24 protein-coding genes are annotated in these 24,874 nt (G+C 43.3%); 3 read left to right on the forward strand and 21 right to left on the reverse strand.

Going from position 1 to position 24,874, the window contains the following annotated elements:
• Positions 1–107: 107 nt before the first annotated feature.
• The 9 genes from M1G05_RS05355 to gmk form a co-directional block, all read right to left on the reverse strand.
• On the reverse strand, positions 108–557 hold the full coding sequence (locus M1G05_RS05355) for a threonine/serine exporter family protein (RefSeq protein WP_247953284.1): 450 nt from the start codon (positions 555–557) through the stop codon (positions 108–110).
• A gap of 1 nt (position 558) precedes the next feature.
• Positions 559–1,317, reverse strand: a complete 759-nt coding sequence (locus M1G05_RS05360) for a threonine/serine exporter family protein (RefSeq protein WP_020903004.1) — start codon at positions 1,315–1,317, stop codon at positions 559–561.
• Positions 1,318–1,405: 88 nt separating this feature from the next.
• On the reverse strand, positions 1,406–3,307 hold the full coding sequence (gene pknB / locus M1G05_RS05365; protein WP_247953285.1) for a Stk1 family PASTA domain-containing Ser/Thr kinase: 1,902 nt from the start codon (positions 3,305–3,307) through the stop codon (positions 1,406–1,408).
• The gene (locus tag M1G05_RS05370) at positions 3,304–4,044 is read right to left on the reverse strand and encodes a Stp1/IreP family PP2C-type Ser/Thr phosphatase (RefSeq protein WP_247953286.1); all 741 of its coding nucleotides are present in this window, start codon (positions 4,042–4,044) and stop codon (positions 3,304–3,306) included. The genes pknB and M1G05_RS05370 overlap by 4 nt, the downstream gene beginning before the upstream one ends.
• A gap of 14 nt (positions 4,045–4,058) precedes the next feature.
• Entirely contained in the window at positions 4,059–5,372 is a 1,314-nt protein-coding gene (gene rsmB / locus M1G05_RS05375) for a 16S rRNA (cytosine(967)-C(5))-methyltransferase RsmB (protein WP_045612598.1), read from the reverse strand.
• Positions 5,365–6,300 (reverse strand): methionyl-tRNA formyltransferase, encoded by a 936-nt coding sequence (gene fmt, locus M1G05_RS05380; RefSeq protein WP_247953287.1) that lies wholly within the window; start codon positions 6,298–6,300, stop codon positions 5,365–5,367. Before fmt ends, rsmB begins: the two co-directional genes overlap by 8 nt.
• 12 nt (positions 6,301–6,312) lie before the next feature.
• Positions 6,313–8,709, reverse strand: a complete 2,397-nt coding sequence (locus M1G05_RS05385; protein ID WP_247953288.1) for a primosomal protein N' — start codon at positions 8,707–8,709, stop codon at positions 6,313–6,315.
• Between the two features lie 65 nt (positions 8,710–8,774).
• Positions 8,775–9,089 (reverse strand): DNA-directed RNA polymerase subunit omega, encoded by a 315-nt coding sequence (gene rpoZ / locus M1G05_RS05390; RefSeq protein ID WP_000979235.1) that lies wholly within the window; start codon positions 9,087–9,089, stop codon positions 8,775–8,777.
• A gap of 24 nt (positions 9,090–9,113) precedes the next feature.
• On the reverse strand, positions 9,114–9,740 hold the full coding sequence (gene gmk, locus M1G05_RS05395; RefSeq protein WP_000775041.1) for a guanylate kinase: 627 nt from the start codon (positions 9,738–9,740) through the stop codon (positions 9,114–9,116).
• A 224-nt stretch (positions 9,741–9,964) separates the two neighbouring features.
• Between gmk and M1G05_RS05400 the strand changes: the two genes are divergently transcribed.
• Positions 9,965–10,792: a DUF4839 domain-containing protein gene (locus tag M1G05_RS05400; RefSeq protein ID WP_049500241.1), complete on the forward strand. Its 828-nt coding sequence runs from the start codon at positions 9,965–9,967 to the stop codon at positions 10,790–10,792.
• Between the two features lie 70 nt (positions 10,793–10,862).
• Here M1G05_RS05400 and M1G05_RS05405 read toward each other — a convergent pair whose 3' ends face one another.
• The 11 genes from M1G05_RS05405 to M1G05_RS05455 form a co-directional block, all read right to left on the reverse strand.
• Positions 10,863–12,476, reverse strand: coding sequence for a ribonuclease Y (locus tag M1G05_RS05405; protein WP_000404934.1), 1,614 nt, complete (start codon positions 12,474–12,476; stop codon positions 10,863–10,865).
• A gap of 204 nt (positions 12,477–12,680) precedes the next feature.
• A complete protein-coding gene (locus tag M1G05_RS05410; RefSeq protein ID WP_247953289.1) occupies positions 12,681–13,778 on the reverse strand; it encodes a nucleotidyltransferase in 1,098 nt (365 codons plus the stop codon).
• A 9-nt stretch (positions 13,779–13,787) separates the two neighbouring features.
• Positions 13,788–14,528, reverse strand: a complete 741-nt coding sequence (locus M1G05_RS05415) for a class I SAM-dependent DNA methyltransferase (RefSeq protein ID WP_045612599.1) — start codon at positions 14,526–14,528, stop codon at positions 13,788–13,790.
• A 320-nt stretch (positions 14,529–14,848) separates the two neighbouring features.
• The gene (gene rsfS, locus M1G05_RS05420) at positions 14,849–15,202 is read right to left on the reverse strand and encodes a ribosome silencing factor (RefSeq protein WP_045612185.1); all 354 of its coding nucleotides are present in this window, start codon (positions 15,200–15,202) and stop codon (positions 14,849–14,851) included.
• Entirely contained in the window at positions 15,203–15,796 is a 594-nt protein-coding gene (gene yqeK, locus M1G05_RS05425; protein WP_045612186.1) for a bis(5'-nucleosyl)-tetraphosphatase (symmetrical) YqeK, read from the reverse strand.
• Positions 15,796–16,425 carry a nicotinate-nucleotide adenylyltransferase gene (locus M1G05_RS05430; RefSeq protein ID WP_045612187.1) on the reverse strand — a complete coding sequence of 210 codons (630 nt, stop codon included), beginning with the start codon at positions 16,423–16,425 and terminating at the stop codon, positions 15,796–15,798. Before M1G05_RS05430 ends, yqeK begins: the two co-directional genes overlap by 1 nt.
• 50 nt (positions 16,426–16,475) lie before the next feature.
• Entirely contained in the window at positions 16,476–16,787 is a 312-nt protein-coding gene (yhbY, locus tag M1G05_RS05435; protein WP_045612188.1) for a ribosome assembly RNA-binding protein YhbY, read from the reverse strand.
• Positions 16,788–16,998: 211 nt separating this feature from the next.
• On the reverse strand, positions 16,999–18,105 hold the full coding sequence (gene yqeH / locus M1G05_RS05440; RefSeq protein ID WP_247953290.1) for a ribosome biogenesis GTPase YqeH: 1,107 nt from the start codon (positions 18,103–18,105) through the stop codon (positions 16,999–17,001).
• Between the two features lie 2 nt (positions 18,106–18,107).
• Positions 18,108–18,635 carry a YqeG family HAD IIIA-type phosphatase gene (locus tag M1G05_RS05445; protein ID WP_084925558.1) on the reverse strand — a complete coding sequence of 176 codons (528 nt, stop codon included), beginning with the start codon at positions 18,633–18,635 and terminating at the stop codon, positions 18,108–18,110.
• Positions 18,636–18,649: 14 nt separating this feature from the next.
• Positions 18,650–19,558 carry a magnesium transporter CorA family protein gene (locus M1G05_RS05450; RefSeq protein WP_247953291.1) on the reverse strand — a complete coding sequence of 303 codons (909 nt, stop codon included), beginning with the start codon at positions 19,556–19,558 and terminating at the stop codon, positions 18,650–18,652.
• A gap of 51 nt (positions 19,559–19,609) precedes the next feature.
• Positions 19,610–20,176: a mechanosensitive ion channel family protein gene (locus tag M1G05_RS05455; protein WP_247953292.1), complete on the reverse strand. Its 567-nt coding sequence runs from the start codon at positions 20,174–20,176 to the stop codon at positions 19,610–19,612.
• 151 nt (positions 20,177–20,327) lie between these two features.
• Between M1G05_RS05455 and sstT the strand changes: the two genes are divergently transcribed.
• On the forward strand, positions 20,328–21,533 hold the full coding sequence (gene sstT, locus M1G05_RS05460) for a serine/threonine transporter SstT (RefSeq protein ID WP_247953293.1): 1,206 nt from the start codon (positions 20,328–20,330) through the stop codon (positions 21,531–21,533).
• 67 nt (positions 21,534–21,600) lie between these two features.
• A complete protein-coding gene (locus M1G05_RS05465) occupies positions 21,601–22,554 on the forward strand; it encodes an aromatic acid exporter family protein (RefSeq protein ID WP_247953294.1) in 954 nt (317 codons plus the stop codon).
• A gap of 661 nt (positions 22,555–23,215) precedes the next feature.
• Here the strand turns inward: M1G05_RS05465 and M1G05_RS05470 are convergent.
• Positions 23,216–24,760, reverse strand: a complete 1,545-nt coding sequence (locus M1G05_RS05470) for a peptide chain release factor 3 (RefSeq protein WP_001025437.1) — start codon at positions 24,758–24,760, stop codon at positions 23,216–23,218.
• Between the last annotated feature and the right edge of the window lie 114 nt (positions 24,761–24,874).

The raw sequence follows: 24,874 nt of genomic DNA on the forward strand, positions 1-24,874 counted from the left end.
CTCTGTTTTATCATTCATTGTAAAAAATCGTTCTATACTATTTTATCACAAATAGCAGTAAAAGAGAGAAAAAAGACTTGATTCACCAAATCAAGTCGCTTACTATTCTAACCATTATGCTGTTTTCTTAAGTAAGAATAAAGTCTAAGAATCACGGTTCCGCTAGCCATTCCAATGGAAATCACCAAAGCCAGCATAACAACCAAGGTAGCACTGGCAATGGCGTGACTGTAATCTCCCGTCACAAAAAAGGCAGTTGTCCGATAGGAGAGATAACCCGGAACCAGAGGTGCCAAGATGGCCAAGATAAAGACAACAGCAGGTGTCTTGTAAAGAATACTTAAAATCTGGCTGACACAAGAACCGATAATGGCTGCAATAAAAGTAGCCACAATAACATTGGTCGGTTCCTTGAGCAAGAGATAGATTAGCCAGACAGCCATGCCCAAAACCCCTCCAGGTAAGAGCATAGAGCGTTGCACATTGAGTACGATTAAAAAAGTGATAATAGCAAGAAGACTTGCTACTGCTTGTAATAAAAAGGTTGTTAGTGTCATATTAATTCATCAATACCAAGGCGACAGAAGTTCCCGCCCCTAAAGCAAGGGTAATGAGCAGGGATTCAAACATCTTACTCATACCAGAGTTTATGTGGTTGGTCATAATATCACGAACCGCATTGGTCAAGGCAATCCCTGGTACAAACGGCATGACTGCACCAGCTATAATCAAATCTGCCGTTGAAGGAAAACCTGTGTAGCGAGCCCAAAACTGGGCAATCATCCCAAAGACAAAGGCTCCAGCAAAGGCCGTCACAAAGGGAATTCGGATAAACTTCTCCACATAGAGGGAAAAGGCAAAACCAAATAAGGTAGCCACTCCTGCCCCAAGTGCGTCGTAGATATTTCCACTAAACATAATTGAAAAGAAAGGAGCACTAAAGGTCGCAGCCAAAGTTACCTGCAACTTAGTATAAGGAAGGGGCTGGGCTTGCAAGGCCTTTAATTGCTTGAAGGCTGTCTCTAAATCAATCTGCCCCCCAACCAGTTGACGAGAAATCTGGTTCACATCGCAGACTTTTTCAATGTTATAAGAAGAGGAAGTCACGCGCTTCATACGCGAAATATTGGTATTTTCAATGGAGAAAAAGATTGCGGCAGGCATAGCCAGAACATTGCAATCCACAATCCCCTGTGAATGCGCAATACGGATCATGGTATCTTCTACACGATGAATCTCTGAGCCACTTTTGAGAAGAATGGTTCCAGCTAACATAATCACATCGATAACGGCATTTAATTCTCTTGATTCTTCCATGCGTTCCTCCTTTTATCAACTCCTTCTATTCTATCACAAATCCGGACTCAAAAAAAATCTTTGTCATGAAATCATGACAAAGATTCGTTTAATCACGAGAATTTTCGTGGTTTCCTTCACTACTTGATTGAGTAGGAGCAGGTGCATTCCCTCGTTGATTTCCTTGTTGGTTCCCCTGACTTGGTGTTGTAGTAGAACCTTGGTTTCCACGTTGGGCTGGTGCTGATGATGACGTTGACGGCGGTGTTTTTGGTTTGTAGATTGAAATCTTGACACGCGTCTTAGTCAAATCAACCTTTTCACCTGCTTTTGGACTCTGTTCAACGACTGTACCTTCAGCAGTTCCAGCGGGAGCTGTCGACACTTCTACAACTTCAATATTGGCTTCTTTAATACCGACAATTTGAACGAGATTATTTTTAGTAAATTCGAGACTAGATCCTATATAACTTGGCATAGCAACACTGGTTACTTTCTTAGCAACGGTTAAGGTAATCGTTGAGGCTTTGCTCAAATCATAGGTTGTTCCGGCAGCTGGACTCTGTCTGAGAACGGTTCCTGCTTCACTCTCGCTTGATTCTTCTTCCTCTATCTTGATGAGATTTTCAGGTACCTTCTTCTGCTTGAGCTCTGCGATAACATCGGTCGATTTACGGCCGATATAATTGCTCAATTGGAAAGATTGCTTGCCTGATGAGACAACCAAATTGATTTTCGTTCCTTCTTTTCGACCAGTTCCAGCGTCAGGATCTGTACGGATAATCCGCCCTTCTTCCACCTTTTCACTAGCCTCTGATTTCTCCTCGCCAATCTCAAAATTGGCTTTCTTGAGGGTTTCCTTGGCTTCCGCCACTGTCTTACCTGTCACATCTGGAATGGCAATGGTTGCAGGAGTTCTGGATAGTATCCAAATAAGAGAAGCTGCCACCAATACAATGCTGGCCAACAAAATCATATAGCGAACTCTAAATTTCCGTTTCTTAACAGGTTTGGTTGCGTAATTGTCCTCTGAAGCCTGCTGACTCGGCTTCGCAGTCTGTGGCTTTGGACTTTGTGTTTGCACCTTAGGAATCGAAGTCAAGGTACTTTGTGGAACTTTAGGAAGAGTCTTGGTGTCAGCCTTAGTGGTATCATTAAACACCAATTTAGGCTCATTGCGACGATTATAAGACAAACTACTAGACAAGTCCACATACATCTCTGCAACTGACTGATAACGATCTGTCAATTTCTTGGCAGTTGCCTTGATGACAACATTCTCTAAAGCCTGAGGCACAGATGGATTCTCAGCTATAACTGACGGCAGTGGTTTCTGGAAATGCTGGAGAGCAATGGTCACCGCACTATCCCCGTCATAAGGGATATGGCCTGTCAGCATCTCATAGAAAATAATCCCCATGGCATAGATATCACTCTGCACAGTCGCCTTCGAACCACGCGCCTGCTCTGGTGACAAGTAATGAACCGAACCCAGCATAGAGTTAGTCTGGGTCAGACTTGTCTCTGCAAAGGCTACCGCAATCCCAAAGTCTGTGACTTTGGCAGTCCCATCTGGTGTCAAAAGGATATTTTGAGGTTTCAAGTCCCTATGGACAATTCCTCTGGTATGAGCCAAACGCATGGCTAGGAGGATTTGTCCCATAATACGGACTGCTTCTTCATTAGAAAGAGGATAGTGTTCCTTGATATAGCGTTTAAGGTCTAGTCCAGCAACATACTCCATTGCAAGATACTGTTGACCGTCTTCCTCACCAATATCTGTTATCCGAACGATATGAGGATGGTCCAGATCCGCCATGGCTCTCGCTTCCCGCTGAAAACGAGCCACTGCAATAGGATCTGTCTGGTAGTTGGTCCTCAGGACCTTCACTGCCACTTCTTCACCGTCCAAAATCAAATCCTTGGCCAAATAGACATCTGCCATGCCTCCTCGACCAATTTGTTTGATAATCCGATACCGCCCGGCAAAAATCTTGCCGATTTGGATCATTCTGTTGCCTCCTCATTAACAGCAATAAGGGCAACTGTGATATTGTCCAAACCACCTGCATTGTTGGCAAAACGAATCAAGGTTGCTGCCTTATCTGCCAAAGAAATATCGCTGGTTACAATATCAGAAATCTCACTGCCTGAAATCATATTTGTCAAGCCATCACTATTGAGTAAGAGATAGTCTCCCGGCTCAAGGGTGATCATTCCAAAATCAGGCTGAATTTCGTCTTTTTGACCGATTGACTGGGTAATAATATTTTTCTGTGGATGGCTAGCAGCTTCTTCAGGTGTCAATTGACCAGCCTTAAGCAATTCATTGACCAAAGAATGGTCGCTCGTTAACTGGTGGTATTCTTCTCCACGAATCAAACCGATACGAGAATCTCCGATGTGAGCATAAATAGCCTGATTATCAATAATGGCTACAGCCTCAAGAGTTGTTCCCATTCCTTTATAGGCTTCATTTTGTCCCAATTGGTTAATCTTTTGATTTTCAATCTCAAGGTTGTTAGCAAACCATTCACGTACTTCATTAACTGTATCGATTTGAGTATCTACCCAAGCTACACCTAGGTCTGTTACCGCCATTTCACTCGCAATATTCCCTGCGCGATGACCTCCCATACCATCAGCTAGGATAATCATAGTACGTCCAGCTCTATTGACATAGTGGTTGACATAGTCTTGGTTATTTGTTCGTTTCTGACCAACATCTGTTAATAATGAAATTTCCATGTGTTAGTTCCTTCCTAATCCGATATCTTGCGAAATTGACTGATGAAGAATCCATCACTTCCATACAATTCAGGTGTAATGAGGATACAGCCGTCTTTCATGATATCCTTACATTCATGTTCTAGTGTTACCTGCTCAAATTCAGGATGACTTTCTAAAAATGCCTGTACGACTTGAAAGTTTTCCTCTGAGACAATAGTACAGGTACTATAAGTTATTATACCACCTTTGCGTAGTGTTTGACAAACACTACCTAATATTTCTAGCTGAATTTCCTGTAAGGACGCGAAATCTGCCGTTTCTTTATTGTATTTGATGTCTGGTTTTCGACGCAGAAGACCAATTCCTGAACAGGGAGCATCCACCAAAATCTTATCAAAAGAATCCTGACCAAAAAACTCATGCACCTTTCTGGCATCTAATTTTTGCGTTTGAACCCGATCTGCAACTCCCAGACGTTGAGCATTTTCTTGAATCAAGTCCAACTTGTGATTGTAAAGGTCCAAAGCCGTAACCTGACCTGTCGTGAGATAAGAGGCTATATGGGCTGTTTTTCCACCCGGAGCCGCACAGGCATCTAGAACCTGCTCATCACCTTGTAAATCAAGCGTCGGAGCAACCAGCTGACTGGACTCGTCTTGGATAGTAATAGCACCCTCTGAAAATAGGTCATGTCCCGCAAAGTGGCCTTGCTCCTTAACCAGACCAGAAACAGACAAAGGTGAAGCACTAGCCTCCAACAAGACTTGGATTTCTTCTTTTCGTCCTAGGTCCGTTACACGAATACTGGCCTTGTTTCGCACCAAAAGGCTTTCAAAGATAGCTTGCGCTCGCTCTTCTCCGTATTCTTCCTTGAGCTTGGCAACTAGCCAAACTGGGAGAGAATAGGCAATGGAATCACGCTTGTTTTTTCGTTTGATGCTAGCAATATCTGGCCAGCCTTCACGCAAGATACGGCGAAGGACAGCGTTGACCAATTTTTCACTGCCTTTTTTACGGACTTTGGCCAATTCTACTGCTTCATTGACCACAGCATGGTCTGGAATCTTGTCCAAATAGCGGAGTTGGTAAGCACTCATGAGAAGAAGGACATAGAGCCAGCTGTCTAGCTGGTCTCTGTCTTCGATAAAGTGGGACAAGTACCATTCCAGAGTCAGTTTACGGGCTACCGTTCCATAGACCAGCTCGGTCACCAAGCCCTTGTCTGCTGTAGAGAGCTGACTTCCCTTGAGATGCTTATTTAAGGCGATATTTGAGTATGCTTGATTGATAAAAACATCCTCTAATACTGCTAGGGCTAAACTTCTAGCCGTTTCTACTTTAGTCACCAAATCGTTCTCCTACAGTCAATGTCCGTCCAACTCCGTTTAAGAAGGAAGCAATGTCCATCTTAGGTTTACCAGCTGGCTGCACTTGTTTGAGGGACAAAGCTCCTTCTGCCGTTGCGACAATCAATTCTTTCTTGCCGATAGAGAGGATTTCACCTGGATTGCCCTGACCTTCTACTGGTAGGGCTTCATAAATCTTAAAGCGGTCGCCCTTAAGGAAAGTATGGGCAACAGGCCAGGGGTTCATCCCACGGATTTGGTTAAAGAGTTGACGATTGCTTTTAGTCCAATCCAACTTTTCTTCCTCTGGCTTGATGTTTGGCGAGAAAGTAACCTGACTTGGATCCTGTGGTTCAGGTTTAATCTCCCCAGCAATATAGGCAGGCAAAGTATCCAAAAGCAAATCACGACCAACTAGCGCCAATTTCTCAAACAAGGTGCCGACATTGTCCTCATCCATAATCGGAATACTACGACGAGAAATCATATCCCCTGCATCCATTTCCTTAACCATCTCCATAATGGTCACACCAGCTTCCTCATCTCCTTGAATCAAGGCATAATGGATAGGCGCACCACCACGGTGTTTGGGAAGAAGGGAAGCGTGAACATTGACCGCAAAGTCCATGCTATCAAGGAGTTTACTTGGGAGAAACTGCCCAAAAGCAGCGGTCACAATTCCATCCGCTCCTAAATTCATAATAGCTTCCATCTCTGGACTTCCAGATAGTTTTTCAGGTTGGTAGATAGGAAGTCCTGCCTCTTTGGCAGCTTGCTTGACTGGTGTCTCTTGGATCACTTTTTTACGGCCGACAGCGCGATCTGGCTGGGTCACAACGGCTAGAATTTCGTAACGGTCATCTGTCAAAAGTCCTTTTAAGACTGTTGCTGAAAAGTCGGGTGTCCCCATAAAGATTAATTTTGTCATATCTTCTCCTTCTTATAAAAATTGCTGTGGCTCATGGTCAATACTGAGACGAAGCTCACTATTTTCCCTTTCTTGAGTCAAGGCTAAGACCTGGTTGAGGGTTAACCCCAGCTCATCTTCTAAACGGTATTTAATTAAAATCTGGTAATGATAGAGGTTGTGGGTACGGGCAATCGGTTTTGGCGTTGGCCCAAGGATGTTACTGGTCTCTGACAATCCTAACCGCAAAATGTTCATGACTTCATAAGCACGTTTGATTACCTCTTCTTCTTTCTTATGAGAAAGGGTAATGCCAATGGTGAAATAGTAAGGCGGATAACCAAGTTGTCGTCTGATTCCCATTTCATAGGCATAAAAACCTTCGTAATCCTGATCCTTGGCAAATCGAATAGCGTAGTGCTGAGGATTGTAAGACTGAATCAAGACCTGCCCAGCTTTTTCAGCACGACCTGCCCGGCCTGCAACCTGAGTCAAGAGCTGGAAAGTTCTTTCAGAAGAACGGAAATCAGGCAGATTTAAAGCTGTATCCGCATTGAGAACTCCAACTAGGGTCACATTGGGAAAATCCAAACCCTTGGCAATCATCTGAGTACCTAGCAAGATATCCGCTTCCCCTCGTCCAAACTGGTCAAGCAGGGCTTGATGACTGCCTTTCCTACGAGTCGTATCCACATCCATCCGCAAAATGCGGGCCTGTGGAAAGAGTTCTGCCAGCTCATCATAAGCCTTCTGAGTTCCCGTCCCATAGTAACGAATACTGCGACTCTTACAGTTAGGGCAGGCCTGAGGAATGTCCTCCGAGAAACCACAATAATGGCAGTTCATGGTCTTGGTATCCATGTGCAAGGTCAAGGAAATGTCACAGTTAGGACAAGTATCCACCGTCCCACACTCCCGACACATGACAAAGCTAGAATAACCACGGCGATTGAGCATAAGAACCACCTGCTCTTTTTTAACCAGACGGTCTTGGATAGCCTCTAGCAAGGGAGGTGTAAAGTTTGACGTCTCATTTTGTCCGATATAGTCCCGAAAGTCAATCACTTGAACCTCAGGGATCCTAGCCAAAGGATTGGCACGTTGGGTCAGACGTAAGTGTTGATAGACGCCTTTTCCAGCACGCGCCCGGCTCTCTAAGCTCGGTGTCGCGGAACCAAGAACCAATGCCGCTTGATTGTATTGGGCCCGTAAAATGGCTACTTCTCTGGCATGGTAACGAGGATTACTATCCTGCTTATAAGTTGCTTCATGCTCCTCATCAATAATCATAACACCCAGATTTTTCAGCGGAGCAAAGATGGCCGATCTAGCACCAACAACAACTTGGGCATCGCCACGTTCCACCTTGCGCCATTCATCATACTTTTCACCATTGGACAGGCCAGAGTGAAGAATGGCAACCTTATCCCCAAAACGAGCGATAAAACGCTCCGTCATCTGAGGAGTCAAGGAAATCTCAGGTACCAGCAAAATAGCTGTCTTGCCCTTATCCAAGGCCCCTTGGATAATCTGCAAATAAACCTCGGTCTTCCCACTTCCTGTAATCCCTTGAAGGAGGAAGGGGGGCTGATGACTACCAATAGCACTCACAACCGCATCACGCGCCCGTCTTTGCTCTGGATTCAATTCCAAAGGCTGACTTGCTTCAATCCCTTCAAAATAAGCAGCCGAGCGTTGCACTTCCTTTTGGACTATGGAAACAGCACCTTGTTCCACAAAGAAGTTAACTTGCTCCCGCGAGTAAGATTCTAACAAACTAGCCAAGGAAGCACTCTCAGGATGAGAAAGCAAATAGTCTCTCAGTTCTAACTTTTTCTTGGCACGTGCAGAAATCTCTACACCTTCTAATTGAGCAAGATTCACCTCATACCAAGACTGGGTCTTGACCTTCTTTTGATCAATCGCCTGATATTCCAGACCAAGCAGGCCTTTTCTAGTCAAACTCATCATTTCGGCTTGTTTGGCAAGGTCTAGAGAAGAAAAGGCAAGCGAATCCTCTGAACCAAACAAGCGCTCTCGGTCTTCCTGACTCAGACCTGCCAGAGGATAGAGAATCTTATCATAGCTGGAGTTCAGAAACCCTGGTAACATAGCCTTGAGGATAGAGATTTTATAGGAGAAGACTGACTTACGGAGCTCTTCAGCCAGCCAGAGTTGTTCTTGCGTGAGAACAGGAGAAAAATCCAGCACCTCTGCAATATTTTTTAAATCTTGATTAGCCTCTTCTTCATCTGATTGGGACTCCAAACCAAGAACAATTCCTTGAATCAGGCGATTGCCCTTACCAAAAGGTACATGAACCCGCATTCCAACTTCCAACATTCCCTCAAATTCCGCAGGAATTCTATAACTATAGGGCTGGTCCGTCTGCATCAAAGGCACATCCACGATAATCTTGGCTATAGCCATCTTCTCACCTCCTCCTTGTCAGTACATTCTTGCAATAGAAAAAATAAGATTGAGTCCCCCCAACCTTAAATTTTTTCACCATCTTCTTTTTCTTTAGCGATTTGCTCTTTGATTTTCTTTTCTTCTTCTTCTTTGCGACGTTTTTCTTCTTCGATACGGCGACGCACTGCTTCACGTTTTCCTTCTGGATCTGGGTGAATTGTAACGTTTCCTGATTCGATTTCTTCTAAAGCGCGAAGAGTTGATTTTTCAGACTTGAAACCTTGAGTTGCTGGCGCACCTGCTTCCAATTCGTGGGCACGTTTTGCTTCCAAGATTACGAGTGAATATTTTGATGGAACCTTGTCGAGCAAGGTATCAATAGAGGGTTTTAACATCATTTGCTTGTACCTATTTTCTAAATTTTATCGGGTAGTTGGAGATTTCGGTAACATCTCCTGATAGTGACCAATGACACGATCCACACGGAAGTGCTCTGCTTCGATCACACGTTTGACACGCTCAGCAGCTAGGGGCACCTGATCGTTGACAATCGCATAATCATACTCACGCATGAGCGCAATTTCTTCCTTGGCCTTTTCGATTCGTTGGGCAATCACTTCTGCACTGTCTGTTCCACGTCCTACCAAACGATCTTGCAATTCATCCAAATCTGGTGGTGTCAGGAAGATAAAGACAGCATCTGGAACCTTTTTCTTGACCTGAAGAGCGCCCTGAACCTCAATTTCAAGGAAAACATCGATTCCCTTGTCCAAGGTTTCATTGACATAGGTCAGAGGAGTTCCATAGTAGTTGCCGACATATTCTGCGTATTCCAACATCTGTCCTTGACGAATCAGCTCTTCAAACTCTTCGCGAGTACGGAAGAAATAGTCAACACCATCCACTTCTCCAGGACGTTGTGCGCGTGTCGTCATCGATACAGAGTATTGAAATTGGTTTTCAGAACTCTCAAAAATCTCTCTTCTAACCGTTCCTTTTCCAACCCCTGAAGGACCAGAAAAAACGATTAGTAAGCCTCGGTCTGCCATTGTGTCTCCTTTAGTCAGTCTGTGAAATAACATTTCTCTAGAATAATGACAAAAAGCCAGATTATCCTTTACAGTCTTTCTATCTAGTGTAACAAAAAAGCAGTAATTTTTCAACTGCTCTTTCTTATTTATTTAGATTTATACAAGGTATCCCCTTAAAATATACTTGCCTTTTTATTCTATTTAAGAGATAATAAAACTACTAATATAAAAAGGAGAAGTTTATGGGAAATTATAAAGGAAAAAATGTTGATGAAGCGATTGAAAATGGCTTATCTGAACTTAATCTCAAAAAAAGTGAAGTCAAAATCAATATTATTGATCATGGAAATGCCGGAATTTTTGGTTTTTTTGAAAAAGAAGCTGAGGTTGAAATCACACCATTAAGCCCACTGGAATTGAAGGTAAAAAAATTAATTCCATATTTAATCGGTGCTGTTGCAATATTTATGATTCTTATATCAGTTATAATTGGATTATACTCAGATAAGTCAACTACTGTTTCTCACCCTTCATCTACAGAAACTAGTAGCGTTATTGAAAAATCTGTCGAGAAAACTAGTGAATCATCCTCTACATCATCAAGTTCGACGCCTGCTTCCTCTAGTTCAACTAACACCACATCAAGCTCGACCGAAACCTCGTCAACAAGTCCATCCCAATCAGCTGTCATCACAACTGAAAACAATGAGGAATTTAAAGCACTATTGCAAACTGATGACTCAAGCACCATAACAAATTTTATTCAAAAATATAAAGGTCAAGTCATCGAATTTGATGGACACATAGCAGATATTGCACACTATAAAAATTACAAAACAAAATTCGATATGCTTATTTATGGCGGAAATTACTTAGGAGCAGAACAAGCACCTTCGGGACCAAACTTTAAATTTGTAAATATAACAACAGTTTCTAACGCCGCTTTCAACTCTTTTAATGGCGAAAATATTTCTAAAGGCCAAAATGTACATATAAAGGCACAAATTGGAAACTATAACTCCACTCAAGATTTAGTCTACCTATCTCCAATTGAGGTTTCGCCTCGATAATATAACGAATTATTTCAAATAATTTATTCAAAAAACTGAAGTCAGATTCTCTTCTGACTTCAGTTTTTTATTATTTAGCATAATCTACTGCACGAAGTTCACGAATCACGGTTACCTTGATATTTCCTGGGTAATCGAGATTGTTTTCAATTTTCTCACGAACTTTGTGAGCCAAGATTGTGACTTTGTCGTCCTTGATTTGTCCTGGATTGACCATGATGCGGATTTCACGTCCTGCTTGAAGGGCAAAGCTATTTTGTACTCCTTCAAAGCCGTTAGCAATTTCTTCCAAATCATGGAGACGCTTGATGTAGCTTTCAAGAGACTCACTACGAGCACCTGGCCGAGCTGCGCTCAAGGCATCTGCTGCAGCGACGATAACTGCAATGACGCTCTCAGCTTCAACATCTCCGTGGTGACTAGCAATCGTATTCACCACAACTGGATGCTCCTTGTACTTACGAGCCAATTCCATACCAATTTCAACGTGGCTACCTTCAACCTCGCGGTCAATGGCTTTCCCGATATCGTGAAGGAATCCTGCACGACGGGCAAGAGCTGCATTTTCACCAAGCTCGCTCGCCATGATACCAGCCAACTTAGCCACCTCAATCGAATGACGCAAGACATTTTGTCCATAAGAAGTACGGAACTGCAAACGTCCCATAATCTTCATCAAGTCTGGATGAAGGTTTGGCGCACCAATCTCATAGGCTGCTGCCTCACCATATTCACGGATCTTATTATCAATCTCTTGACGGTTTTTCTCAACCAACTCTTCGATACGAGCTGGGTGGATACGACCATCCTTGAGCAACATTTCCATAGTCATACGAGCAATCTCGCGACGAATCGGGTCAAATCCTGACAAGGTCACCACTTCTGGTGTATCGTCGATAATGACATCAACCCCTGTCAAACTTTCAAAGGTACGAATGTTACGACCTTCACGACCAATAATGCGTCCCTTCATAGTATCGTCTGGCAGATGAACTGTTGAGTTTGTTGACTCTGCTACATATTCACCAGCGATACGTTGCATAGCTTGAACCAAGATGTCCTTGGCCATTTTGTCAGAACGTTCCTTGACCTCTTGCTCAGCTTCACGAATGCGGCTGGCAATCTCCTTGGTCAAGTTTTCCTCTGTCTGAGCCAAGATAATATCTCGTGCTTCTGCCTGAGACAGAGCACCAATACGCTCTAACTCTGCTTCTTTTTGTCTTTCGACTTCCTCTAATTGCTCTTCACGCGCATCAAGGTTTTTCGCTCTATCAGAAATACTTTGTTCTTTTTGTTCAAGTGTTTGTTCTTTACTCGTCAAATTGTCGTCCTTACGGTCGAGGCTAGTAGCTCTCTCTGTCAAACGACTTTCGATTTGTTTGAGTTCTTGACGTTCTGATTTGAATTCAGCGTCCACTTCTTCACGGTATTTTCTGGCTTCTTCTTTGGCCTCCAATAGTGCTTCTTTTTTAAGAGACTTGCTTTCACGTTTGGCTTCATTAACAAGTAAATCTGCTTCACGCTCAGCTTGTCCACGTAAATTAGTTGCTTCTTGTTCAGCATTTAAAAGCATCAACTCCGCAGCTTCCTGAGATGATTTCATCTTAGCTGAGATGCTGACATATCCAATGACTAAACCAATGATGACGGCAAAAACAGCAATCGCAAGCGACATGATCTCCATGTTTTTACCTCATTTTATTGTTATTCCGAATGACATACATTCTTTTACATTCTACCATAAAAAAGTGATTTTCACAAACCTAAAATAGAATATGTTTTGAGGAAATTGGAACGCATTTGCTAAAATAAAATTGTTGTTTAGAAATAGTAGTTTAGAAATAGTAGTTTAGTAGAGACTTGAGAAAAAGCCTACTTCACAATAGACTTAGTTTGTTTCTATTCTAATCGGCACTCTTCCAAAATTCTGCTCTTTTATACTCGAATTTCCCAGTTGATAAATCTGGTCTGCCTTTTGAGTCATGGCATCCCAGGGTTCTTTGCCAATTCGGCTGACTAGATGGACCTGCCCTTTCAGAGACTTGAGATGTTGTCTGCCTTTTTCAGTAAATCCAAGGACATGAATGGCTTCTGGCAAATCACTTTCTCTTGCCTGCACCAAGATATAGGTCAAGAGGCGTCTGACACGCGCTTTGGTATATCGTTTGGTAGTCACTAACTCGACCAATTCTTCCACAGACTGGGCTTTTTTGATAGCTTCCTTGATGCGCACTGCCATTTCTTGATTGACCTGATAGATAGTGGTTAGGTCTGGATTGGACAAGATTTGATAGCGGAGCAAGGGAAAATAGTCATCCCAGCTCACCTTACTGGCCTGCTCAAATAGGGCAACAGAAGGCATAAAGTGTTCTAAGAAATCTTTGTCCCTCTGGTGCTGACGGAGGGCTGTCGCCGAGGCAAAGTCCACATCCTTATCCACAGAATGGTAACCAGCACCCTGACGCTGAATCGGATGCAACTTGATATACCGCCCGGCAACCGCCTTGGCATAGGCTAAAGCTAGAACATGATTGGGCGTATTGCCTGAAAAATCAAGATCTGCAAATTCCTTCCACATGGCTTGGGTTTTCTGGGGATAAGAAAGGGAATCAGGCAGATTTTCCACAAATTTCTCCATCTCAGCACCTTTCTCTGTGTATAAGTCAGCGATTTTCTGGTAATCCAGAACTTCCTCCGTCCCAAAGGCTAAGTTATCAATGCCCAACCGATCCAAGATATCCACAGCTCCTTGGCCGAAGAAATCTGCTGCCTGAACACTGACTAAAAATGGCAATTCCACTACCAAGTCTGCGCCATTTTCCAGTGCCATCTGGGCCCGTGCCCACTTATCCACAATAGCAGGCTCTCCACGTTGCATGAAATTTCCAGACATGACTACGATTTTCAGCCCCTCTGCCTGTTCCAGCAGGTATTTATGCCCATTATGAAAAGGATTAAACTCCGCGATAATACCTGTGATGGTCATAATGATCTCCTACTTCTGCGCCACAAAAAACCAACGGGTGCTGGTTTCTGTTGGCTCCTTGTCCTCAAAATCCGCATAGAGTTTGAAGGACTTGAATCCAGCCTGTTCCAGCAAAATATCATAGGTCAAAACCTCATAGGTTCGCTCCTCATGAACTTCATCGTGGCGACTAAAGGAACCGTCAGCCTCCTTGATAAAGAAGGTTAGTTCATGAACGATAGAGTGAGGCGCCGCGTCCTCGTAGGTATCCCATAGCATGGCAAAATCTTCCGCATTTTCATGGTAGGAATAGCCTGGAAAAACTTCATCTGTCTGGTAGGTCGAATGCACATCAAAGATGAAGATGCCATCTTCGTTGAGAGCATTATAGACTTCCTTAAAGACGTCCCCTACTTCCACCTCATCCTGCATATAGCAGATAGAGTCCGAATAACACGTGACAAAATCATATTGACCTGACTTGGACAAATCCAGCATATTGCCTTCAATAAATTCAATCTTTTGCTTGGCTGAAGCCGCTCTCTTTTCGGCAATCTTCAACATATCCGCACTCAAATCAAGACCAGTCACATCAAAACCAGCCTGAGAGAAGCGCACAGATTGAATTCCTGTCCCACAAGCCAGTTCCAAGAGTTTCTTTCTCTCCTTGGTCTTAGGCAAATGACGAAGCGAAAAATCCGTCCATCTATCGTATAAACTGTCGTCCATGACCGCATCGTAAACAGCCGCAAAAGTTTCATAAGTTGCCATAATCATGATACCGAGTCCGCCCGTAATTCGATAGAAAATTAGGAGCCTGAAGATGGAGCCGAGTTCCAAAGAAGGCTGTCTATTTTCCGAGAATTACAGGACGGGTTCAAATCCTTTCTAAGATACAAAGAGCCTTAAAAGCAAATAGTACATAGGAAACTTTCTTCCCTATCGTCAGATACAAAGAAAGTTACTTTTTCCCCTCATTTTTTAGCTCGTGTTCAGTTTCGAAATGAAGCAAACACGAGGCCCTTTACTTTCTATCCATTTTTTTCTAAAATAAGCAAAGAAACCCAGTTGACTACAACTGAGTTCGTCTTCTAAGCCAGAGTTTCAGATAAATCTACAGAATTCGCCTCATGCCATAGTTTTTCTAGGTTATAGTGGGCACGCATTTCTTCTGAAAAGACATGCACAACGACAGCGCCGAGGTCTAGTAGGACCCAGCCTCCAGCTGCATCACCTTCGACATGACTGCCTTTAAAGCCTGCTTGGGCTACTTTTTCACGGATATTATCAGCGATAGCATCCAACTGACGGCTATTCATTGAGCTAGTAATAACAAAATAGTCTGTCACACTGGTCAAATCTTGTACATCAAGTGCAAGGATATCCTCTGCACGTTTCTCATCCGCCGCTTTCACGACTAGTTCTAGTAATTCTTTTTCGTTCATTTAGTCCTCTTTCAAATAGTGCACAAAGGCGTTATAGGTTTCAAGGGTTTGGGGATAGATTGGGAATCCCTGATGAGCTAGATGTTCCACGGTACGAGCTGTTTCGTAGGCCACCGCCTTATTAAGCGATAGACTCGCAATCTCACGCGCTACATCTACTCCAGGAAAGGCACGATTGTGCTCTATATAGTCTGCGACATAGATAACCTTGTCTAGGTCTGTCATCTGAGCCGCCCCGACTGTATGGATTTCAATAGCTCGCAGGATTTCAGAATCATGCAAATTCAAATCTTCCTGAATCTTGTAGATGCCAACCATGCCATGCCAGACATTATTGCCCCAGTTCTTGAGGTCAGGATCTAGCTGATGACGGTCAATCAAATCCAGAAATTCCTGATCTGACAGCTTTTTAGCATAGTCATGAAGAAGGCCTGCAAGACCTGCTTTCTCGACATCGACTCCAAAGCGCTGAGCCAGTTCTATGGCTGCACGCTCCACACCCAAACAATGGGTTAAGCGTTTTTCAGGCAGAAGCTCTGCCATTTTTTCCAACAAAGCCTCGCGAGAGCAGTTGATATAGTCTTGATAGGCCATCAGTAGAGCCCCTCCTTCTCGATGTAGTCTAGCACAGGCTGAGGCAGGAGAAAGTTGGGTTTCCGACCTTGGGCAAGGAAGTCACGCACCATGCTGGACGAGATATCCATGAGAGGCACATCCACCCAGATAACTGGGTAAGAAGTCCCAGCCTTGTAGCGTGGGCGCTGAACTCCCACAAACTGAACCATATCAACTAACTCATCAATTCTATACCACTTAGGCAGATAGTCCACCATGTCGGCACCGATGATAAAGTAATAATCCGTGTCTGGATTCTTCTCAGTTAGAAGCTTCATGGTATCGTAGGTGTAGGAAATACCCTTGCGCTCCAACTCAATGGTTTCAATAGCTAGTCCTTCAATCCCCTCAATAGCCAACTCAAGCATCTTGAGACGATGGTGTTCAGGGATTGTTTCCTTTTTATCTACATGAGGGGGTTGGTATTCAGGCATGAGCAAGACTTGATCCAGTCCCAACTGCTGCCGTACTTGATCCGCAACAATGAGATGGGCATTGTGAACAGGGTTAAAATTCCCCCCTAAAATCCCGACTTGTTTGCGTTTTTTCTCCTTGATTTCTGGCTCCAACTCTACCTTGGTAAAGGGAGTCAATAATTCGATTGCCATAGGCTAGTCTCCTTTATTTCTCTGTAAAAACAGTTATTTGGAGTAGGTTTTTAGATTTCTTTGACTTTTTTAGAAATCTTGCGATTTTCTTTCTTGCTGGATTGTTTAAACAAAATCAAGATGCGTCCGATTTTTTGGACTGTATCCACACCGATTTCTTCTTCCAAGATTTCAGCTACTTCGTGGATGTTTTCATCTGTATTTTGCAAGAGTGTAACCTTAATCAATTCCCGTGCGTCAAGAGCCCGACGGACGCTGGTTTTGATTTGGTCGTTAAGTCCATTTTTCCCGATTTGGATGATGGGTTTGAGGGTGTGTGCCTGACTGTTGAGGAAGGCACGTTGTTTTGATGTTAATGACATAATTTCTTCCTTATTTTTTGATAGTTATTTTAGGTAGTGAGGGACGGTCGGAACTAATTTTCCAAAGATCTCATCTTTGAAAAATGGATTTCCTGGCCTCACAATTGAGCCTTGGTCTCAATTGTGCCCCTTGCCAATCTAATGATTGGCAAGACACCACGGCAATAACTATCTCTTTATGAGCTCACTTTGTTCGCTCAGTGATTTCATTTTAAATAATTGCTTTTCGTGTGACGACTGCGACGCCTTCTGGTGCCCAGACTGCGACTTTGGCTGTGCCTGTTACGCGGATCCAACCTAGGCCTGAGATGACTAGGTCTGTCTTTTCCTTAATGTTAAATGCATGCTGAACTAGTTTTGGAAAATCTTCTTTTTCCTTACTATTTGGTGGTGTCAGAAGGGTTCCGACGTGCTTATCGTAGAAAGCAGTCGCTCCTTCTAGCTTGGTACGATGGAGTTTCAATTCGTTGTCAAAGAAGGCTGTGAAACCTTGCTTCTCACCTGCAATAAAGTCAAAGCGTCCGAGACCACCTAGAAACAGGGTTTGTTCAGGATTGAGCTGATAGGTTTTAGGCTTGATTTCCTTTTTGGGGCTGACATACTTGAGGTTTTTAGCCGTCAAGTAGTGAGCCATCTGGTGACGGTGGATAATCCCCGGTGTATCGTAGATATAAGAACCGTCGTCAAGCGGAATCTCAATCTTGTCCAAGGTTGTCCCTGGGAAGCGCGAAGTCGTGATAACATTCTGATCACCCGTGATTTCTTGGATAATAGCATTGATAAGAGTTGATTTTCCAACGTTGGTTACACCAACCACATAGACATCACGGCCCTTACGGTAGTGTTCAATCTTGTCAATGACTTCCTTAATGGCATGTTTGTTTTGTGCCGAAGTTAGGACGACATCGACTGGACGAAGTCCTTCTTCGTGGGCACGTTCCATGAGCCACTGGCTAATCTTGCTCGGCTTAACTGACTTAGGGAGGATATCTTTTTTATTTCCAACCAAGAGGACATCATTGCCTGAGACAAAACGTGGCAATCCTGGGATAACAGAGCCATTAAAATCAAATATATCAATGACATTGACCACTAATGCATCACTGTCTCCAACCTCGTGCAAGAGCTTGAGGAAATCATCGTCCGTCAACTGGACATCTGTGATTTCATTGTAGTGGCGGAGACGAAAACAGCGTTGGCAATAGACTTCGCCAGTCTCCAAACCTTTTTCAAGTGCCGACTGAGGGGTAAATCCAAGACCAGCCTTGTCTGTCGTCTGAATGGTTGCTCCACAACCAATACAGAGAATTTCTTCCATAGTTAAATTCCTTTTTTATATGTAATCGGTCCGTACTTTTCAGTGATTTTTCGCATCACACGGCGCTCACGAGCTCGGTTAATCTGCGTTTTGATCGAGTCATGTTGGACCAAGGGTTTGACTAAAATCGAGCGAATGCCAGCACGGTGGGCTGCTCGTATATCTGTCATGAGCTGGTCACCGACCATGACCACTTCGCTTTTCTCATAGTGGAATTCCTTCATGGCACGGTCAATTCCAAATGTGAAGGGCTTCAGAGCCCAATAAATGTAATCAATTCCAAACTTCTCAACTGCACGTTGAACGCGTTTTTTGGTGTTATTTGATACCACGATGATGCGAATGCCCGCGTCCCGAAGATCATGTAGCCATTGCTTCATCTCTGGCGTCCCGTCAGGGTTGTTCCAAGCAATGAGGGTATTGTCCAAATCGACCAAAACAGCCTTGATTCCATGCGCCTGCAGGCTTGGGACTGTCAGATCATAGACTGCTTCCACAGCAAAGTCTGGCATGTAGTTTTCAATCACCATTTTGGCTCCTTTTCTTAACTTTTTTTCGCAATTTTCCTTAATAACAATGACAAAACAATCCACAACCCAGCACTGACCAAGCTAATGTAGAGCCAAGCATGGGGCTCATCTGTTAAGGGTAGGGGAACATTCATTCCGAAAAAGCCTGTCACTACTGCCAAAACCGCTAGCAAGACTGAAATGATAGTCAAGGTTGTCAAATTATCATTCAGATTATTGTTTAGTATGTTGTTGTAAGATGCTGATAGTTGTTGGAGGACTTGAGAAATCAAGTCTGTCATGGATACCAGCTGATGAGCCTCAATCATGGCATCATCAAACTGTTCTCTCTCAATCTCGTTAAAACTGCGATAGAGGGCATGCCCTTGAATATGTTCCAGCAACATGCGATTTTGCTTGGCAGCCGCAGTAAGATAAACCATACCAGTCTCCAAGTCGGAAAGGGCAAAAAGGTTTTTCTTAGTCGTCCGCTGGCGCAAGAGGCCATTGACCTCGTCCTTACTCTTGTCCATCTGCTCGATGACAGGATAGTAGGCATTGCTGATGATTTCCAGACTTGCAAAGAGAAACTTGTAAATCGAAAGCATTTCATGACTCTCCAGATAACGGGTCATCTGTTCAATGACATAGGCGTTCTTGGTATTACTAATGGTAATCAGGCGACGATGTTCAACGATAAAGGTCATAGGAAAGGCTTCATAGTATGCCTTATCCTTTTTCAAGTTCAAGACATTGTAGATAAAGGTCACAGTCCCATTTTCACGGTGATAATCCATGTGGGCACGCTCATTTCTATCCAGCGCATATTCGATGGTTTCCTTGTCCAAACCGTAGATTTCAGAAAGGTCCTCTAGTTTTTTCAACTTGTCTAAATCTAGGTTAATCCAGGTACAACCATTGCCCAACTGTTTTTCTAAAAACATCTTCTCTCCTTTACCAAACTCTTTCTATTGTACCATAAATCTGCTAAAATTTCAGGCCTGGTCTGTCCGAGAGAAATTGCTGACGACGGTGATATTTCGATTGGGAACGAAGTGCAGAACCTGATCTTCTCCTCTGAGTTGAGTTGTTCGAATGCCAACACTAACCACCTTGCCTGATACAGTAATAGGACCATTTGTCAGAACGACCTCATCTCCCACATCCAGTTGACGTTCAAAGAGGATAAAAAAGCCATTGATGACATCAGACAGAAAGCCTTGGGCTCCCATCCCAATGGCCACCCCAGCAATCCCAGCACCTGCCAGCAAACTAGAAACTGGCAAACCCAAAATAGACAAGATACAATAAAGTAAAAAGAAATAAAGGGTATAATTAAACACATTCTCTAATAAACGTGAGATGGTTTTCTGACGCCCGACATCATGACGAGACATTTTTAGAGAAGGTTTAACAATTCTCTGCACCATGGTATGGAGCAATTTCTTAGCTATATAAAAGAGTAAAAATAAGAATAAAAGAGAAAGTAACTTGGTTAAGATATTCTCAATAATCGTTGTTATATCAAGCTTATTGAGGTAGGTTTGAATAAATTCTTTCATAGAAAACTCCTTTCATTTATTATACCATACTTTCACAAGTGATGAATCTCCATAAATATTCAAAAATAATAGCCAAAATAGACAGAAAATTCTTGATTTTAGTTCATATTTATACTATAATCATAAACATTACACAACAAAGGAGATTGTTATGAAAAAATTCATTCATGCTTGGAATAAGGCAAGCCTAATCAAACGGATTTTGATTGGCATGCTTATTGGAGGAACCCTAGGGCTGACACTTCCTAACATTTCAGGAATTGGTCTACTCGGAGATCTCTTTGTTGGCGGTCTAAAAGCCATCGCACCTATTCTAGTCTTTGCCCTCGTTGCTAACGCCCTTTCCCAACATCAAAAGGGACAAGATAGCAACATGAAAACGGTTATCTTCCTTTACTTGGTAGGAACTTTTGCTGCTGCTCTTGTTGCTGTCTTAGCAAGTTTCATCGTCCCTGTTGAGATTACCTTAAATAGTGCCAATACAGAAATCGCACCACCAGATGGAATTGGCCAGGTCCTCAGCAACCTCTTGCTAAAACTGGTTGACAATCCAGTCAATGCCCTTGTCGCAGCCAACTACATCGGTATCCTATCTTGGGCAGTTGTTTTCGGGATTGCTATGAGAGAGGCCAGCAAAAACAGTAAAGAATTGCTGAAAACTATGGCTGATGTGACTTCTAAGATTGTCGAATGGATCATCAACCTAGCTCCCTTTGGAATCCTTGGCCTTGTCTTCAAAACTATCTCTGATAAGGGAATCGGCAGTCTAGCCAACTATGGAATCTTGCTTGCCCTCTTGGTGACAACCATGTTCTTTGTCGCTCTGGTTGTCAATCCATTGATTGCCTTTCTCTTTATGAAGAGAAATCCTTATCCCCTCGTTTGGAAATGTTTGCGTGTCAGCGGTGTTACAGCCTTCTTTACTCGTAGTTCTGCGGCGAACATCCCTGTCAATATGAAACTTTGTCACGACCTCGGACTAGATCCAGATACCTATTCGGTTTCTATCCCACTCGGTTCTACTATCAACATGGCCGGGGCAGCGATTACCATTAATGTTCTAACGCTTGCTGCAGTAAATACTCTCGGCATCCCTGTTGACTTTGCGACAGCCTTTGTCCTTAGTGTAGTAGCTGCTATCTCAGCCTGTGGGGCTTCTGGTATCGCTGGCGGTTCCCTCCTCCTTATCCCAGTTGCTTGTAGCCTTTTCGGCATTTCTAACGATATTGCCATGCAAGTTGTCGGTGTTGGATTTGTGATTGGGGTCATCCAGGACTCATGTGAAACAGCTCTCAACTCTTCAACAGATGTCCTCTTTACTGCCGTTGCCGAATACGCAGCAGCCCGTAAAAAATAACTCATAAAGACAAGCCTGCTCAGGTCTTGTCTTTTCCGCTTTTATTCTAACTTACTAGGAAATTCTTATGTCTATTAGCCAACGTACGACCAAGCTCATCTTAGCTACCTGTCTTGCCTGCCTTCTTGCTTATTTTCTCAATCTCTCCTCAGCTGTCTCGGCTGGAATCATCGCCCTCTTGAGCCTATCCGATACTCGTAGAAGTACCTTAAAACTGGCCCGCAATCGACTCTTTTCCATGCTTCTAGCTCTAGCTATCGGTGTTTTGGCTTTTCACTTGAGCGGATTTCATATCTGGAGCCTTGGCCTCTATCTAGCCCTCTATGTGCCTCTAGCCTACAAGATGGGCTGGGAAATTGGCATCACACCAAGTAGCGTGTTGGTTAGCCATCTCTTGGTGCAAGAGTCAACCTCTCCAGAACTCCTAGTCAACGAATTCCTTCTCTTTGCTATCGGTACTGGATTTGCCTTGCTTGTTAATCTCTACATGCCTTCACGAGAAGAGGACATCCAGCATTACCACACATTAGTAGAAGAAAAGTTAAAAGATATCCTCCAGCGCTTCAAATATTATTTATCCAGAGGGGATGGACGCAACCGAGCACAGCTGGTTGAAGAATTGGACACCCTTTTGGAAGAGGCACTCAGACTAGTCTATTTGGATCACTCTGACCACCTCTTTCACCAAACCGACTACCATATCCACTATTTTGAAATGAGACAGCGACAAAGTCGTATCCTGCGAAATATGGCCCAGCAAATCAACACCTGTCACCTAGCTGCCAGTGAAAGCCTAATTTTGGCCCAACTCTTTTCAAAAATTGCCGGTCAACTGAGCCAGACCAATCCTGCTTCTGATTTGCTAGATGAAATTGAACGTTATCTGGAAGTCTTCCGTAACCGCAGTCTGCCCAAGACAAGAGAAGAATTTGAAACCCGCGTCACGCTCCTCCAACTACTACGTGAAGCCAAAACCTTCATCCAAGTAAAAGTTGACTTTTACCAAAAATATGGACAGTAAAAAAGAAAACTTCAGACCAATCACAAAAGGTGAATATCTGAAGTTTTCTTTTATTTGTAAGTTATCACCATAAAGGTTAATAGTAAAATAAATAAGGCTTAATATTCAACATCTTTTTATAGAATGCTGAGATAAAATACTGCAAAGTTTGCAGTATTATTATCCACTACACGGAGTTTTGCAAATCGAGTCTATTTGCAAACGGAGTTAGTAAAACAGTTACCGCTTCCTTACCATTACGACGGAAAAATCCATGAATCAATATCATTCGCGGACTTTTACTAGTGAAGCGTTTAGGTAGACCGTCATAGCGGTTACCTATTATTAGATTACGACACTGAGTTTTACGAAGCGACAATATTCGTAAAACTTTACTAGTGGAGCGCCCAGCCAAGTTCCATAGAAACTTGGCGTTAGTTACTTAGATTGTTACACAATCAAATACATTTACTGAACTACGACACGGAGTTTAGCAAATCGATTCTATTTGCCAAACGTAGTTAGTAAGGCAGTTAGCTAGACTACTTCCTACCAGTTACGACGGAAAAATCCACGAATCGATAATATTCGTGGATTTTTCCTAGTGAAGCGTTTAGGTAAGCCGCCATAGCGGTTACCGTCAAATGACAGCAACTTTATGTTGCTAGTCATTTGTAACGATTTACATCTTCTCCTCTAACTCTACATCTGGATACTTGTCCGCAAACCAGCGGAGGGCAAAGTCATTTTCAAAGAGGAAGACTGGCTGATCGAAACGGTCTTTGGCCAAGATATTTCGGCTTGATGACATCCGTTCATCCAAGTCCTCGGGCTTGATCCAACGAACGGTCTTTTTACCCATTGGGCTCATGACTACTTCCGCATTGTACTCGCCTTCCATGCGGTGTTTAAAGACTTCAAACTGGAGTTGACCTACAGCGCCTAGCATATACTCGCCTGTTTGGTAATTCTTATAAAGCTGAATGGCACCTTCTTGCACCAATTGCTCAATCCCCTTGTGGAAGGATTTCTGCTTCATGACATTCTTAGCAGAAACTTTCATGAAAATCTCAGGTGTAAAGGTTGGCAGTGGTTCAAATTCAAACTTGTTTTTCCCAACTGTCAAGGTATCCCCAACTTGATATGTACCTGTATCGTAAACCCCGATAATATCACCTGCCACGGCATTGGTCACATTCTCACGACTTTCCGCCATAAACTGAGTAACATTCGAAAGTTTAGCACCCTTACCAGTACGAGGCAGGTTGACACTCATACCACGTTCAAATTCACCCGATACGATACGTACAAAGGCAATACGGTCACGGTGACGAGGGTCCATATTGGCTTGGATTTTAAAGACAAATCCTGAGAAATCTTTATCATAAGGATCCACAATTTCACCATCTGTTTTCTTATGACCATGAGGTTCCGGAGCAAACTTAAGGAAGGTTTCAAGGAAGGTCTGCACACCAAAGTTTGTCAAAGCTGAACCGAAGAAGACAGGTGTCAATTCTCCAGCCAGAATAGCTTCCTCTGAAAACTCATTCCCAGCTTCATTTAAAAGTTCAATATCATCCTTGACTTGCTCGTAGAAAGGATTGCTACCAAAGAGTTTGTCCCCGTCTTCTAGACTGGCAAAACGCTCATCCCCTTTGTAGAGCTCCAAGCGTTGGTTATAGAGGTCATAGAGCCCTTCGAAGGCTTTCCCCATCCCAATAGGCCAGTTCATCGGATAGCTAGCAATGCCCAAGACTTCTTCCAATTCTTGCAAGAGGTCCAGTGGCTCACGACCGTCACGGTCCAGCTTATTCATAAAGGTAAAGACCGGAATTCCACGGTGTTTGACAACTTCAAACAATTTCTTGGTTTGGGCCTCGATACCCTTGGCAGAATCCACAACCATAACTGCAGCATCCACCGCCATCAAGGTACGATAGGTATCTTCTGAAAAGTCCTCATGCCCTGGCGTGTCGAGGATATTCACACGCTTGCCATCATAGTCAAACTGCATCACAGATGAAGTCACCGAAATCCCACGTTGCTTCTCGATATCCATCCAGTCAGACTTGGCAAAAGTCCCTGTTTTCTTTCCTTTTACGGTACCAGCCTCACGAATCTCGCCCCCAAAGTAGAGCAACTGCTCAGTGATGGTTGTTTTCCCCGCGTCCGGATGGGAGATGATGGCAAAGGTACGACGTTTCTTAATTTCTTCTTGAATATTCATAAGTTCTCTTTCTTTGATTCTCTATTTTTCTTGTTCCAATAGCTAAGAATGATTTCTACATTGGATTTTACCATTCCTTTCAACACTCCATTATATCGGATTTTGCCATTTTTT

It is taken from the genome of Streptococcus mitis, from assembly GCF_023109515.1.
GTDB classification, from domain to species: domain Bacteria; phylum Bacillota; class Bacilli; order Lactobacillales; family Streptococcaceae; genus Streptococcus; species Streptococcus mitis_CS.